Origin of the sequence: Streptomyces sp. NPDC051133, from assembly GCF_040682635.1 — a bacterium.
GTDB lineage: Bacteria > Actinomycetota > Actinomycetes > Streptomycetales > Streptomycetaceae > Streptomyces.
In genome coordinates this window covers 119,124-133,066 of sequence record NZ_JBFBBK010000009.1, presented here as the reverse complement: position 1 = coordinate 133,066, position 13,943 = coordinate 119,124, and the positions used below count along the sequence as shown (strand labels likewise).

The 13,943-nt window shown below is 73.8% G+C and carries 12 protein-coding genes; 5 read left to right on the top strand and 7 right to left on the bottom strand.

The features are described from left to right. Positions 1–6: 6 nt before the first annotated feature. Both purU and AB0N17_RS12555 read right to left on the bottom strand, forming a co-directional pair. Positions 7–885 (bottom strand): formyltetrahydrofolate deformylase, encoded by an 879-nt coding sequence (purU, locus tag AB0N17_RS12560; protein ID WP_366011209.1) that lies wholly within the window; start codon positions 883–885, stop codon positions 7–9. Between the two features lie 65 nt (positions 886–950). Then, positions 951–1,451, bottom strand: a complete 501-nt coding sequence (locus AB0N17_RS12555; RefSeq protein ID WP_366011208.1) for a hypothetical protein — start codon at positions 1,449–1,451, stop codon at positions 951–953. Between the two features lie 117 nt (positions 1,452–1,568). Between AB0N17_RS12555 and AB0N17_RS12550 the strand changes: the two genes are divergently transcribed. After that, on the top strand, positions 1,569–2,897 hold the full coding sequence (locus AB0N17_RS12550; RefSeq protein ID WP_366011207.1) for an ABC transporter substrate-binding protein: 1,329 nt from the start codon (positions 1,569–1,571) through the stop codon (positions 2,895–2,897). 45 nt (positions 2,898–2,942) lie between these two features. Here the strand turns inward: AB0N17_RS12550 and AB0N17_RS12545 are convergent, their stop codons facing one another. After that, positions 2,943–4,625 carry a hypothetical protein gene (locus AB0N17_RS12545; RefSeq protein WP_366011206.1) on the bottom strand — a complete coding sequence of 561 codons (1,683 nt, stop codon included), beginning with the start codon at positions 4,623–4,625 and terminating at the stop codon, positions 2,943–2,945. Between the two features lie 199 nt (positions 4,626–4,824). After that, positions 4,825–6,210, bottom strand: coding sequence for a transcriptional regulator (locus tag AB0N17_RS12540; protein ID WP_366011205.1), 1,386 nt, complete (start codon positions 6,208–6,210; stop codon positions 4,825–4,827). A 298-nt stretch (positions 6,211–6,508) separates the two neighbouring features. Here AB0N17_RS12540 and AB0N17_RS12535 point away from each other — a divergent pair, with 298 nt between their 5' ends. Genes AB0N17_RS12535 through AB0N17_RS12525 form a run of 3 tightly spaced genes read left to right on the top strand, consistent with a single transcriptional unit; the run spans position 6,509 to position 9,567 of the window. After that, the gene (locus AB0N17_RS12535; RefSeq protein WP_366011203.1) at positions 6,509–7,162 is read left to right on the top strand and encodes a bifunctional DNA primase/polymerase; all 654 of its coding nucleotides are present in this window, start codon (positions 6,509–6,511) and stop codon (positions 7,160–7,162) included. 45 nt (positions 7,163–7,207) lie between these two features. Next, positions 7,208–7,984 carry an ABC transporter ATP-binding protein gene (locus AB0N17_RS12530; protein WP_366011202.1) on the top strand — a complete coding sequence of 259 codons (777 nt, stop codon included), beginning with the start codon at positions 7,208–7,210 and terminating at the stop codon, positions 7,982–7,984. Then, a complete protein-coding gene (locus AB0N17_RS12525; RefSeq protein ID WP_366011201.1) occupies positions 7,981–9,567 on the top strand; it encodes a transporter in 1,587 nt (528 codons plus the stop codon). Before AB0N17_RS12530 ends, AB0N17_RS12525 begins: the two co-directional genes overlap by 4 nt. 43 nt (positions 9,568–9,610) lie before the next feature. On the opposite strand, the gene AB0N17_RS12520 is transcribed toward AB0N17_RS12525, so the two are convergent. Further along, positions 9,611–10,480: an alpha/beta hydrolase gene (locus AB0N17_RS12520; RefSeq protein ID WP_366011200.1), complete on the bottom strand. Its 870-nt coding sequence runs from the start codon at positions 10,478–10,480 to the stop codon at positions 9,611–9,613. A gap of 281 nt (positions 10,481–10,761) precedes the next feature. Continuing rightward, positions 10,762–11,454, bottom strand: coding sequence for a metal-dependent transcriptional regulator (locus tag AB0N17_RS12515; protein WP_123976148.1), 693 nt, complete (start codon positions 11,452–11,454; stop codon positions 10,762–10,764). Between the two features lie 200 nt (positions 11,455–11,654). Here AB0N17_RS12515 and AB0N17_RS12510 point away from each other — a divergent pair, with 200 nt between their 5' ends. Beyond that, positions 11,655–12,410 (top strand): SIS domain-containing protein, encoded by a 756-nt coding sequence (locus AB0N17_RS12510; protein WP_366011199.1) that lies wholly within the window; start codon positions 11,655–11,657, stop codon positions 12,408–12,410. 115 nt (positions 12,411–12,525) lie between these two features. Here the strand turns inward: AB0N17_RS12510 and AB0N17_RS12505 are convergent, their stop codons facing one another. After that, entirely contained in the window at positions 12,526–13,911 is a 1,386-nt protein-coding gene (locus AB0N17_RS12505) for a PAS domain-containing protein (RefSeq protein WP_366011198.1), read from the bottom strand. Positions 13,912–13,943 lie beyond the last annotated feature (32 nt).

The window sequence follows — 13,943 nt, the reverse complement described above, 5'->3', positions numbered from 1 at the left end:
CGAGCGTCAGGCGAAGACGACCGTACGCCGGCCGTTGAGCAGAATGCGGCGCTCCGCATGCCACTTCACCGCCCGCGCCAGCGCCTGGCACTCCACGTCGCGGCCGATGGCCACCAGCTGGTCCGGGCCCACCTCGTGCCCGACCCGCTCGACCTCCTGCTCGATGATCGGCCCCTCGTCCAGGTCGGCGGTGACATAGTGCGCCGTCGCCCCGATCAGCTTCACGCCCCGCGCATGCGCCTGGTGATACGGCTTCGCGCCCTTGAAGCTCGGCAGGAAGGAGTGGTGGATGTTGATGATCCGGCCGCTCAGCTGCTTGCACAGCTCGTCCGAGAGGACCTGCATGTAGCGGGCGAGGACGACCAGTTCCACGCCCTCCTCGCGCACGATCTCCAGCAGCTTCGCCTCGGCCTCGGCCTTCGTCTCCCGCGTCACCGGGATGTGGTGGAACGGGATGTTGTAGGAGCCCACCAGCTCCTCGAACTCGGTGTGGTTCGACACCACGCCGACGATCTCCACCGGCAGCGCGCCGATCCGGGCCCGGAACAGCAGGTCGTTCAGGCAGTGCCCGAACTTGCTGACCATCAGCACGATCCGCATCTTCGCGTCGGCACGGTTGATCTGCCAGTCCATCTGGAAGGAGTCACCGATCGCCGCGAAGCTCGCCCGCAGCTTGTCCACCGTCACCGGCGCCTGAGCCGAGAAGTGGACGCGCATGAAGAACAGTCCCGTGTCGTGGTCGCCGAACTGCTGGCTGTCCTCGATGTTGCAGCCGGTCATGAAGAGGTAGCTCGACACGGCGTGCACGATGCCCTTTTTGTCGGGGCAGGAGAGCGTGAGGACGTACTGGTCGTCCCGGGCGGCGGGCGCGGACTGCTCGTTCATGCCCTTAAGGTTCTCACGCCGGGTGCCCGCCGTGGGCCGTCGTCCCGCAGGGCGGGACGGCCGCCTCAAGCGGTCCGCGTCAGGATCCGCAGGACGTCCAGGCTCTTGGGCGGTGTGTCCGGCTCGTCGCCGTCGCTCGCCGCCAGGCGTACGTGCGCGTCCCGCGCCGCCCGCACCGCCTCCGGCCATCCGGGGTGGTCGAGATACGCGGCGACCGGCGCGTCCGGGCCCACCTGGTGCATGATCCGCAGCACCCGCAGCACGGCGGTGTCGACGAGCGCCGCCTCCTGCGAGTCCCGGAAGATCGTGCCGACGTATTTCTCCGCCGACCAGTTGTCCAGCCAGGTGTCCTCCACCAGCCGGTACACGGCGTCGGTGACGTCGCCGTAGCCGTCCACGCCGGCCAGCCAGACGTCCTGCTGGAACACCGGGTCGGAGAGCATGTGCAGCGCCGAGCGCACGTTGCTGCGCCAGCGCCACCACGGCATGTCACTGAGAGGCATGCCGCCCATGGTGAAGGAGCGACGGCCACGACGGGAAGAGTTCTCCGAACCTTGCACGGTCATCGATCGTACGTTCCCCGTCCCACTGGTCACACCGGCCCCTGTAATTCACCTCCGTGTCACCCTTCGTTGACCGAGGGTCACTCCCGGGTTCGTGGTGTGAGGGAATCGTGCGTGTGCATGACCGGCAGGCGACGCACCCGCAGCACCTTCCCCCTCCTGACCTCCCGCCCCGTCAGAGCCACCGCCCTGTCCGCCGGGGCCGTCGCCCTGTGTGCGTCGCTCACCGCCGGATGCGGGGTCATCCCCGGTGCCACGGGGGGCTCCGGGGGTGACCCCGTCAAAGTGATGACCTGGGCGCCGCAGGACACCGACGCCACCAACAAGCCCGGCATGCCCGCGATGGCCCGCGCCTACGCCAAGTGGATCAACGCGCACGGCGGGATCGCGGGTCACCGGCTCGAGGTCCTGACCTGCAACGACCACAACGACAGCGTGGGCGCCGCGAAGTGCGCCCGGCGCGCGGCGGACGAGGACGTGGCCGCGGTCGTCGGCTCCTACAGCCAGTTCGGCAACTCCTTCCTCGCCCCGCTGGAAGGCGCGGGCATCCCCTACATCGGCGGCTACGGCGTCACCAACGACGAGTTCACCGGCACCCTGTCCTACCCGGTCAACGGCGGGCAGCCCGCCCTCCTGGCCGGCCTCGGCAAGGCCCTGGCCGCCACCTGCGGCAACATCTCCCTGGTCCGCCCCGACACCATCGCGGGCGACGAGCTGCCCACGATGCTCGACTCGGGGCTGAAGGCGGGCGGCCATGCGGACGCCGGCGACCAGCTCGCCGCCGAGGACGCCACCGAATACGGCGGCCAGGCCGACCAGGCGCTGCGCTACGCGACCGGGAACGTGACCCGCAAGGGCTGCGTGGTGCCGGCGCTCGGGGACCGCACGGACACCTTCATGGACTCCTTCCGGCGGACCCGCGACGCGTTCCCCGGGGTGCGCACCGCGACCGTGCTCGGCAGCGTCGACCAGACCGTGATCAACGCGACCGGCGGGGCGGACGGCCCCTACGAGGGGGCGTACATCACCGGCTGGTACCCGCCCGCGTCCGACGCGCGCTGGGACGACATGAAGAAGGTGATCAACGAGGAGGCCTTCGGCGACAACGACATCGACCCCGCGGACGCCGGCGTGCAGACCACGTGGATCGCCTACACGGTGCTGAAGGCCGTCCTGGAGAAGATCGGCCCCGGCGGGCGGGTGAGCTCCGACACCGTGCGGCGGACCCTCGACGGCGGCCTGCGCGTGTCCACCGGCGGCCTCACCCCGACCCTGCACTGGCCCTACGAGGGCAAGCTCGCCGGCGTCGGCTTCCCCCGCCTGGTCAATGCCGACGTCACCCTGCAGGTGGTCCAGCACGGCACGCTGGTCGCCGCCCGCAGGGGCATCGGAGGCGCCAAGGGGATCGCCGACATGACGCAGACCCTGGAGAACGCCGACGTGCAGTGACACCCCGCACGCCGGCGCCCCGGCCGCCCCGCCCGGCCCGGCGGGCTACAGCTGGGTGGGCTGGCGCTGGGTGAGGCTGTACTTCGTCGCGATCGCGTTCCACAGCGCCGCCGCCTTGACCTTCTGCGCGCTGGCGGTGCCGCTCGCCCTGTTGCCGGCCTGGGTCTCGCCGGTGATGCGGGCGTGGCCCTTGTGGCAGGCCTTGCGGCCCTTGCTCTGGTCGGCCCAGGCCGCGTAGTGGTTGTCCGCCGCGGCGGACGCCTGCCAGGCCTGGGTCAGGGCGGCCGTCAGCGCACCGCTGTCCGGCAGCTTGTCCACGGACAGCTTGCCGAGCCGGGTGACGAGGTCGGCGCGCTGCTTGGCCGCTCCGCGCAGGCTGGAGGCGGCCTGGTCCAGGTTGGTGCACTGCTTGACCTCGCCGACCGCGCCGATCACCGAGGCGCGGCTGCTGCCGCTGTCGGAGAGCAGCTTGTCCAGCGCCACCGCCTGCTGCCGGGCGGGGTCGGCGGCGGGCGCGGAGGAGCCCTGGCCGGTGGCGGGGGACGCGGCGGCGACGGTCTTGCCGTCGTTGCCCTGGTCCTTGCCGCCGCCCCCGCCGCTGAGCAGCGCGCCGGCGCCCACGCCGAGCACGACGAGGCCGACTCCGATGGCGGCGATCAACGGCACCCGCGACCCGCTGCGGCCACCGCGCCGCCCGCCGCCGTCGTCGTCGTGATCGCGTCCGTACGAGGCCTGCGGCCCGCCGTACGAGGGCTGGGCGGAGCCGGGGTAGGCGTCCTGCTGCGGGACCAGCGGGAGCTGCTGGGTGGCCCCGGCCGGGCCGTCACCGCCCGCCGGTCCGCTGCGGAAGAGGTTGTCGAACTCCGCGGGCGGCTGCCGGTCGCCGGCCTGGGCCTGGCCGGGGAAGGGCGGGATGTACTGCGTGGCATCCGCGTCCGAGCCGGGCGCGGCGGGCCCGGCCGGCTGGTGCGGGACGCGGCCGAGGAACCGGGTCTCCTCGCCTCCCGACTCGGGCGGCAGCGCGCCGGGCGTCACCGGGGGGATGTACTGGGTGGCGCCGTCGGGCGCGGCGGCCGGCGGGACGGGCGGGAGGTACTGGGTCGCGCCCTCGTCGGCCGGGGCGGCGGGCACCGGCGGAATGTACTGGGTGGCGCCGTCGGCGGTGGGGGGCAGCGGGGTGCCCGCGCCGGGGTACGCGTCCGGCCCGGCGGGCGGCAGCGGCGCGGCGGGGGCGCCCGGCGCCTGGTACGGATGCTGCGGCGCGCCCTGCGGGGGCCGGCCGGTCTGCTGGTACGGGTCGGGCGCGCCGTACCCGGGCTGCCGGCCGGCGTCGTATCCGCCCTGGCCGCCGGCGCCGTAGGCCGGCGACGGGTCGCCGTAGGAGGGCGCCTGGGCGCCGTACGAGGGTGCCTGGCCGCCGTACGGCGGGGCCGGGGCGCCCTCCGGGGGCAGCGGGCCGGGGTTCGCGGCGGACGGCGGCTGCTGGTCCGGGGCGCCGGGGGCGCCCCACTGCTGGGCCTGCGCGGGGGGCCAGCCCTGGCCGCCCTGCTGGGGCGCCTGCTGCTCGGGGCCCCACGAGCCGCCCCAGGCCTGCCCGCCGGCCGGGGCGGCCGGTGCGGGGGTGCCGGTCATGCCCGGCAGCAGGGGCTCGCCTCCGTCGGAGGGCAGCACGATGCCTTCGCGCGCGGGCTGCGCCGAGGGCTCCTCGCCCTGTCCACTCTGCGTCACCGGGACTCCTACTAATGGGGGACCTTGTGAATCGGGCTCACGCTACCGGGTCCCCCGAGCCGGGTGCCACGCAGCTCAGGGCGCGATCTTCTTCCCTGTGACAGTGGTAACAAAACCGCCCCGCGGTGCGCTGTATATGGCACCCGTCGCGCGCCGGGGTGCCGTTTCCCTCATGTTCACGCAACCGCGGGGCCGGTGTTCAGGCGGCCTGCTGGAGGTCGAGGCGGGCCCCGAACTCCCTCACCACCGCCTCCTCCCGGAAGGGTTCGAGTCGCTGCTGCAGGTCCTCCAGGTATTCGGCGCCCCGGTTGGAGCGCAGTGTGCCCAGCAGCTCGACCGCCTTCAGGCCGGTGCTGCAGGCCTGTTCGACCTCGCGCTGCTGCACCTGGGCCGTGGCGAGCAGCACATAGCCGATGGCCCGCCGGCGGGCCCGGGACTCGGGGTGCCCGGCCAGCGACTGCTCGGCGTACCGCGCCGCCTGCTCGGGCTGCCCGAGGTCGCGGGCGCAATGCGCCAACTCGTCCGCCAGATAGGCCTCGTCGAAGTGCCTGATCCACACCGGGTCGTCGCCGGAGGAGGCGTCCGCCTGCTCCATCGCCGCCACCGCCCGCCCGGTGGATGCCTGCGCCGCGCGCGCGTCGCCGAGCAGGGCGTGCCCGCGCGCCTCGGCCGCGTGGAACATCGCCTCCACGCGCGGGGTCACCTGCCCGCGCGCCCCCTCCTGCGCCGCCCGCGCCAACTGGGAGATCTCGCGCGGGTTGCCGAGCTGGGCGGCGAGGTGGCTCATGGAGGCGGCGAGGACGTATCCGCCGTACCCGCGGTCCCCGGCGGCCTGCGCGAGCCGCAGCGACTGGATGTAGTACCGCTGGGCGAGGCCCGGCTGACCGGTGTCCACGGCCATGTAACCCGCCAGCTCGGTCAACCGGGCCACGGCGGCGAAGAGTTCCCGCCCGACCACCTCCCGGTACGAGCCCGCGAGCAGCCCGGAGACGACGCTGTTGAGGTAGTGCACGACCACCGGGCGCACATGTCCGCTGCCGAACTGGTGGTCCAGGTCGGTCAGTGCCTGCGTCATGGACCGTACGGCCGCCACGTCCGCCTGCCCCACGCGCGGGCCGGCCTGCCGGGCCACCTGGGCGTCCGGTGCCGAGATCAGCCAGTCGCGGCTGGGCTCGACCAGCGCGGAGGCGGCGACGGAGGAGCCGGACAGGAAGTCCCGGCGCCCCACGTCACTGCGCCACAGCTCGCAGACCTGCTCGATGGCCCCCAGTACCGTCGGCGAGAACTGGAGACCGACCCCCGAGGCGAGGTTCTTGCCGTTGGCCATGCCGATCTCGTCGATCGTGACCGTACGGCCGAGCTTGCGCCCGAGCGCCTCGGCGATGATCGCCGGGGCCCGGCCGCGCGGCTGCTGGCCGCGCAGCCAGCGGGCCACGGACGTCTTGTCGTAGCGCAGGTCGAGGCCGTGCTCGGCGCCGCACATGTTGACCCGCCGGGCCAGCCCGGCGTTCGAGCACCCCGCTTCCTGGATGAGTGCCTGCAGCCGTTCGTTCGGCTGCCTCGCCACGAGAGGCCTTGCGGCCATGTGCTTACCCCCTGCGTTGCGATCCCCTGGAGTTGCGACCCTCCGGAGCGTCACGTTCCGGCCGAGATGACCCGTTCGGGAAGATCACTGCCCAGCTGACATACCGTCAATGCGCGACATGTGTGGTTTGCCGGGGTAAAGACGGATGCCAACCCCCTCCCTGGCTACCCACCTCGCACCGGTCCTCCTCCCGCGCGCCCCCACATGTGCACCCATGCGCCCCGACTGCGGAATCGATGCTCCTCCCCCGCGCGCGCTACGGCCGTAACTCCAGGTGGACACGGGAGTTGAGAGGGTCGTGGAAGAGACGATCGCCGGCACCCAGGCCGCCCAGATTCCGCAGCAGCGCGGGGAATCGCTGCTGGAGACCGCCGTACGCTACGCCGAGGAACGGCACTGGGACGTGTTCCCGGGCACCTGGCTGGAAGCCGTCGACGGGATGCAGCGCTGCTCGTGCGGCGACGCCTCCTGCCCCGCGCCGGGTGCGCACCCCGCGCGCCCCGACTGGGCGGCCCAGGCGACCGGCGGTGCGACCGTCGCCCGCCGGATGTGGCAGAAGCAGCCGACGGCGTCGATCCTGCTGCCGACGGGGCGGACGTTCGACGCGCTGTCCGTCCCGGAGAGCGCGGGGTTCCTGGCGCTGGCCCGGATGGAGCGGATGGAGCTGACGCTGGGGCCGGCGACGCTCGCTCCCGACCGGCGGATGCACTTCTTCGTGCTGCCGGGGGCTTCCGCGAAGGTGCCGGATCTGGTGCGCACGCTGGGGTGGTCGCCGTCCTCGCTGGATCTGGTGGCCCTGGGCGAGGGCGCGTACGTGGCCGCTCCTCCGACCCGGTTCGGGTCACGGGGGGCCGTGCAGTGGGTCCGCCGGCCGACCCCGGCGAACCGGTGGCTGCCGGACGCGGAGGAGTTGATCTCGCCGCTGGCCTATGCGTGCGGCCGGGATCGGTAGCCGCTCGCCCCGTTCGGAGCGGCGCAGCCGCCGTAGCCTTCATGCATGACCGAAGCTGCGGTACGCGTGCGTGGGCTCTGGAAGCGGTTCGGGCAGCAAGTCGCCGTCGGGGGGATCGATCTCGACCTGCCCGCCGGGAAGTTCATCGGACTGGTCGGGCCCAACGGGGCGGGGAAGACCACCACCCTGTCGATGGTGACCGGGCTGCTGCGGCCCGACGACGGCACCGTCGAGGTCGTCGGGCACGACGTGTGGCGGGACCCGGTGGCCGTCAAGGCGCGGATCGGCGTCCTTCCCGAGGGACTGCGGCTGTTCGAGCGGCTGTCGGGGCGGGAACTGCTCGGCTACGCGGGGCGGCTGCGCGGGCTGCCCGGGGACGAGGTCGACAAACGGGCCACACAGCTGCTGGACGTGCTCGACCTCGCCGGGTCCCAGCACAAGCTCGTCGTCGACTACTCCACCGGCATGCGCAAGAAGACCGGCCTGGCCGCCGCCCTCCTGCACAACCCCGAAGTGCTGTTCCTGGACGAGCCGTTCGAGGGCGTCGACCCGGTCTCCGCGCAGACCATCCGGGGCGTGCTGGAGCGGTACACCGCCTCCGGCGCCACCGTCGTGTTCTCCTCCCACGTGATGGAACTGGTCGAGTCGCTGTGCGACTGGGTGGCGGTGATGGCGGCCGGCCGGATCCGGGCGACGGGCACCCTGGCCGAGGTGCGCGGGGAGCACCCCACCCTGCAGGCGGCCTTCCTGGAACTGGTCGGGGCGCGGGCCCGGGACGCCGGGGCGGATCTGGACTGGCTCGGCGGCGGGGCGGCCCGATGACGCACCTCACCTCCACCGTCGTACGGCTGAAGCTGTCGCTGCTCAGGAACGGGCTGCGGCAGTCCGGGGGCCGGCGGGCCGCGTTCGTCGCCTCGGCCGTCGTCGCGGTGCTGTTCGCGCTGTCGCAGCTGCTGGGGTTCCTCCTGCTGCGCGGGCGGGCGGACGCCGACGTCGTCGCCGTCCTCGGCACGGCCGTGCTGGCCTTGGGCTGGGCGGTGCTGCCGCTGTTCTTCCCCAGCGGTGACGAGACCCTGGACCCGACCCGCCTGGTACTGCTCCCGCTGCGTCCCCGGCCCCTCGTACGGGCCCTGCTCGCGGCCTCCCTGGTCGGCATCGGCCCGCTGTTCACGCTGCTGATCCTGACCGGCTGCGCCCTGTCCCTGGCCCACGGCACGGCGGGCTGGGTGTGCGCCGTCGTCGCCGTCGTCCTCGCCCTGCCGGTCTGCGTGGCCCTCGCCCGCGCCGTCGCCACGGCCAACGTACGTCTGCTGACCAGCAGGAAGGGCCGCGATCTGGCCGTCCTGAGCGGGCTGGTGATCGCGATCGGCGTGCAGGTGGTCAACTTCGGCGCCCAGCATCTGGGTTCGGCCGGACCGGGGAAGCTGCGGCCGGTCGCGGACGTGCTGTCCTGGGTGCCGCCGGCGTCGGCGGTGGGCGCGGTGCACTCGGCGAGCGAGGGGGCGTACGGCATCGCCGCGGCCCGGCTCGCCGTGTCCGCGGCCGGGTTGGCGGTGCTCGTCGGGGTCTGGGCGCGGAGCCTGACCCGGCTGATGACCGCGCCCGACGGCTCCACGCTCCAGGCCGCCGACGCGGGCGCCGGGGACCGCGCGCCGTCCGGCGTCGGGCGGCTGCTGCCGGGGGGCCGCACGGGGGCGGTCATGGAGCGCAGCCTGCGCTACATCTGGCGGGACCCCAAGACCAAGGCCGCCTGGGTGACCTCGCTGGCGATCGGGCTGATCGTGCCGGTGTTCAACGCGGTGCAGGGCACCGGGTCGGTCTACTTCGCCTGCTTCGCCGCCGGAATGCTCGGCATCCAGATGTACAACCAGTTCGGGCAGGACACCTCCGCGTTCTGGATGGTGGCCACGACCATCTCCTCGCCCCGGGACGCCTACGCCGAGCTGCGCGGCAGGGCGCTGGCGCTGCTGCTGGTCACCCTGCCGTACGCGGCGCTGGTGACGGTGCTGACGACGGCGCTGCTGGGCACCTGGGCGCGGCTGCCGGAGGTGCTGGGGCTGTCCTTCGCGCTGCTCGGCGCGATGCTGGCGACCGGCGCGTGGACCTCGGCCCGCTTCCCGTACTCCATCCCGCAGGAGGGGCACAAGAACGTCGTCCCCGGTCAGGCGGGCCTCGCCTGGATCTCCATCCTCGGCGGCATGGTCGCGGCGGCCCTCCTGTGCTCCCCCGTGATCGCCCTCGCCGTCTGGCTGAGCGTCAGCGCGGGCGGGCGAGCGTGGACCTGGGTGCTGCTGCCGGTGGGGGCCGGCTACGGGGCGACGACCGCGCTGCTCGGGCTGCGGCTCGCGGCACCGCGGACGGCGGCCCGGCTGCCGGAGATCCTGACGGCGGTGAGCAGGGGCTGACAGGGCCGACGGGCCCTCCCGGGGCCGGCGAGGAGGTCCTCGGTCATCCGGCCAGGACCCGCTCCAGGAACGGTTCGACGGCGCCTCGCCAGGCCAGCGGCTGGTCGTAGTGGACCAGGTGTCCCGCATCGGCGACCTCGGCGTACTCGCCGAGCGGCAGCACCCGCACCATCTCCTGCGCCTCCGCCCGCCCCAGCTCGCCGTCCAGCCCCCGCAGGACGAGCGCGGGGCACCGGACCTGGGCCAGCTCCTCCCAGTGCGCGTCGTACACCCAGCTCTCCCGGGTCCGCAGCATCTCCTCCGGGTCGAACACGGGGCGCCAGCCGTCGGCGGACTCGTGCATGACCTCGGCGTAGAACGCGCCGCGGGCGGGGTTCGGCCGCTCCACCCACGGATCGTCCTCGCCGAACCACTTGCGGACGTCGGCGAGGGTGGCGAAGGGGACGGGCCAGGACCGGAACCATTCGGCCCACTCGCGCTGCGAGGCCGCACCGAGCGCGGAGGCGCGCATGTCGCAAACGACCAGGCCGCACACCAGGTCGGGGCGCCGGGCGGCGAGCTGCCAGGCGGTCAGGGCGCCCATGGCGTGCCCGATGAGAACGGCGGGGCCGAGGCCGAGCTGTTCGAGGGCGGCCTCGGCGTCCTCGACGTAGGCCTCGCGGGTGTAGGCGGCCTGTGGGGGCTTGTCGCTCCGGCCGTGGCCGCGCTGGTCGAGGGCGACCGCGCGGTGCCGCTCGGCGAGCCAGCGGGCGGTCGGCGCCCAGTGGGAGGCGCGGCCCATCAGGCCGTGCAGTAAGAGCACACCCGGACCGGCGGGGCCCGGGGGTTCCGGGTCCTGCTTCGGGGGGTCGACGAACTCCCACGCGGCCAGGCGCACCCCGCCCGCTCCCGTCACGTCGATACGCCGTGCCATCGGCCCTGGTACCCCCCAGCTCCGGCTGCCTCGTACGTCCTGCTCGATCGCCGCAGACTATCGAATACGCATTCGAAGATGGTGCCTCTGCGGACAACACCCCTCATTCGAGTGACACCCCTCGAGGAATGATCGCCGCCGCCCAGGGGATCTCTACTGGCGGGAGGCGGACCGCTCGGGGAAAAACGGTCCGAGGGGATTGACCCTGAGAGCTCGGGGCTCCGGGTCAGCACAGGGGAGGACAGGCCCCGGCGCCACACGGCGCCGGGGCTCCTCCATGCTCAGCGCTTGGCGACGAACACGTGCGACGCGACGTCCGCCTCCAGCTCGGCCGCCTCGCCGCCGCTGCCCACCAGCACACCGCCGGCCGACTCCGTCACGCTCACCACCGAGCCGGGCTGCACACCCGCCCGCCGCAGCGTGTACATCAGCTGGGCGTCCGTCTGGATCGGCTCGCCGATACGGCGGACGACGACCGTCTTGCCGTCCGCACCCGGGTCGAGATCGGCCAGCGAGACCATGCCCTCGTCCAGGAACGGGTCGGCCCCGTCCTTCTCGCCCAGTTCCTCCAGGCCCGGGATCGGGTTGCCGTACGGCGACTCGGTCGGGTGCCGCAGCAGCTCCAGCACGCGGCGCTCCACGGCCTCGCTCATCACGTGCTCCCAGCGACACGCCTCCGCGTGCACCTGCTCCCACTCCAGGCCGATCACATCGACCAGGAGACACTCGGCGAGACGGTGCTTGCGCATCACGCGCGTGGCGAGCCGGCGGCCCTCGTCGGTCAGCTCCAGATGGCGGTCGCTGGCCACGGACACCAGTCCGTCCCGCTCCATCCGCGCCACCGTCTGGCTCACCGTCGGCCCGCTCTGATCCAGCCGCTCCGCGATGCGGGCGCGCATGGGGACGACGCCTTCCTCCTCCAGCTCGAGGATGGTGCGGAGATACATCTCCGTGGTGTCGATCAGTCCGGACATACGTGCCCCTCGATTACCTCTGCCGGCAGCCCGGCGCGTGCGCTGGCCCTGCCATCAATTCTGCCGGATCCCACTGACAAGCGGGCGCCTCCGGCGGAATGGCCGTACCGGAGTGCCCCGATACCCCGGCGCCGTATTGACACCGCACTGGTCCAGACCGCACGGTGATCCGCGACACAGACGCTGCGAAGGGGCACCGCATGAGCGACGGCACGCCTGCCGACCTGTTCTTCGACGCCGCCATCAACCTCCTGCACCGGGTCCGTGCGGAGGAGGCCGGGGCGATCACCGCGGCCGGCACCCTCCTCGCCGACACCGTGGCGGCCGGCGGCCGGCTGTTCGCCTTCGGAGCCGGGCACTCCTCCCTGGCCGCCCAGGACGTCGTCTACCGCGCCGGCGGCCTCGCCCTGATGAACCTGCTCGCCGTCCCCGGCGTCGTCGGCGTCGACGTCACCCCCGCCACCCTCGGCTCCGCCCTCGAACGCGTCGACGGCCTCGCGAGCGCCGTCCTCGACAGCTCCCCGCTGCGCGCGGGCGACGCCCTCGTGATCATCTCCCTCTCGGGCCGCAACGCCCTCCCCGTCGAGATGGCCGTGAACGCCCGCGCCCTCGGCGTGCGGGTCATCGGCGTCACCTCGGTGGCCTACGCCACGGAGACGACGTCCCGGCACTCCTCCGGCACCTTCCTGAAGGACCACTGCGACCTCGTCCTCGACTCGAAGATCGCCGTCGGCGACGCCGAACTCACCCTCGACACCATCCCGGCGCCGTTCGCCCCCGCCTCCACGGTCGTCACCACCGCCCTGATGCAGGCCGTCATGGCCACCGCCGCGGCCGCCCTCGCCGACCGCGGCATCGAGCCCCCGCTGCTGCGCTCCGGCAACGTCGACGGCGGCCACGAGTGGAACGGCCGGGTGATGCGCGAGTACGGCGACCGGATCTTCTACCGCCGCTGAACCGCGGGGCCGGCCGCCGACCCGTACCGGCGGACCGGCCGACCCGGCCTGACGGACGGGCGACTTGACCGGCCGGCCTGGAGGGCCGGCCTCCGCCGCGAGGTCCGCCCCGGGTCTACTCCCGGACCGCGTCCGCCAGATCCAGCGCCGCCGCGATCCGGGCCGCCACATCCTCCGCGTACGCCGCGTCGGACCGCTCGAAGCGGCTCCGGCCGGCCCCGCGCAGGAAGGTCACCGCGCCCAGCGTCCGCCCCCGGCTGCGCAGCACCGCGCACAGCGCGTGCACCACGTCGTCCGGCCACTGCCGCTCCAGCGCCCACTCCCGCGCCCGCTCGGCCGGCACCGCCCCGGCGTCCGCGCGCACGCTCCCGCCCCGCTCCACACAGCTCAGCGCCGGATGCCCCACCTCGTAGCGCACCGGCAGCCCGGCCGCGCCGGACAGCACACTCGGCCCCGGCGCCCCGGCGGGCGTGGCGGCGAACCGCACCAGCCGTGCGGCCGTGTCGTCCCCCTCCCCGCGCGGCGGACCCGCCACCCGGTCGATCAACGCGTGGTCGGCGAAGCCCGCGAGGGCGAAGTCCAGGTGCACGACGGCCCCCTCCCCCGGGTCCTCGCACTCGGCGGCGGCCCGCGCGGCACGGTGCAGCTGGTTCGTACGGAACCGCAGCAGCGCCGCCTCCTGCTCGCCCTGCTTCGCCTCGGTGACGTCCTGGAACAGCCAGCCGACACCCAGCGGCACCGGCTCCTCCGCGAGCGGCGAGGCCAGCCGCAGGAACCCGTTGCGCCAGCAGCGCCGCTTGTCACCCTCCGCCGCGCGCACGGCCACCCACAGCTCGGCCGGCGCGGGCGGCGCGCCCTCGGCCAGGACGTGCGTCAGCGCGGCCTCCAACTCCTCCACGCCCTGCGCGAGCAGCTCACCGAGCGGCCGGCCGAGCGCGGAGGTGCGCCCGATCCCCAGTGCCCGCGCGGCGTACCCGTTCACGACGGCGGGCCGCAGATCGGCGTCCACGAGGACGACACCCCAGGCCGCGTCCTCGAACAACGCCTCGCTCAGCGCGATCGACCGCTCCAGATCGATCTGCGCGTGCACCTCGCTGAACGCGCAGTACACCCCGGCGGGCTTCCCGTCGGGCCCCCGCACGGCGGCGGACTGCGTCCGCACCAGGACCCGCCCCCCGTCCTTGGTCACCAGGGCGAACTCGTGCACCTGCCGCCCCGGCGCGTGCATCGCGGACATCAGCCGCTCCTGCACCTCCTCGGCGTCGGCGCTGCGCACCGCCCACCCGGCGAACCCGTGCCGCCCGACCGCCTCCGCCGTGGTCCAGCCCAGGATCCGCTCGGCCTCACGGTTCCAGTGGGTCACGACCCCGTCGGCGTCGAAGGCGCACAGCGCCGCGTCCATGCCGTCGAGCAGAGCGGCGAGCAGATCCGAACCGCCGGACTCGCCGGGGTCGTCCGGCCCCAGCTCATCGGTGGTCCCACTCCGCCGAGAAGCACTCACCTGGACCCCCTGCAGGCTGCGTCGGCGCCCGT

What these genes read in the sequence shown, in the direction of transcription:
- AB0N17_RS12515 (WP_123976148.1), bottom strand. Translation starts at nt 11,454, where the DNA reads ATGTCCGGACTGATCGACACCACGGAGATGTATCTCCGCACCATCCTC.
- AB0N17_RS12555 (WP_366011208.1), bottom strand. Translation starts at nt 1,451, where the DNA reads ATGACCGTGCAAGGTTCGGAGAACTCTTCCCGTCGTGGCCGTCGCTCC.
- AB0N17_RS12525 (WP_366011201.1), top strand. Translation starts at nt 7,981, where the DNA reads ATGACGCACCTCACCTCCACCGTCGTACGGCTGAAGCTGTCGCTGCTC.
- AB0N17_RS12540 (WP_366011205.1), bottom strand. Translation starts at nt 6,210, where the DNA reads ATGGCCGCAAGGCCTCTCGTGGCGAGGCAGCCGAACGAACGGCTGCAG.
- AB0N17_RS12530 (WP_366011202.1), top strand. Translation starts at nt 7,208, where the DNA reads ATGACCGAAGCTGCGGTACGCGTGCGTGGGCTCTGGAAGCGGTTCGGG.
- purU (WP_366011209.1), bottom strand. Translation starts at nt 885, where the DNA reads ATGAACGAGCAGTCCGCGCCCGCCGCCCGGGACGACCAGTACGTCCTC.
- AB0N17_RS12550 (WP_366011207.1), top strand. Translation starts at nt 1,569, where the DNA reads ATGACCGGCAGGCGACGCACCCGCAGCACCTTCCCCCTCCTGACCTCC.
- AB0N17_RS12510 (WP_366011199.1), top strand. Translation starts at nt 11,655, where the DNA reads ATGAGCGACGGCACGCCTGCCGACCTGTTCTTCGACGCCGCCATCAAC.
- AB0N17_RS12520 (WP_366011200.1), bottom strand. Translation starts at nt 10,480, where the DNA reads ATGGCACGGCGTATCGACGTGACGGGAGCGGGCGGGGTGCGCCTGGCC.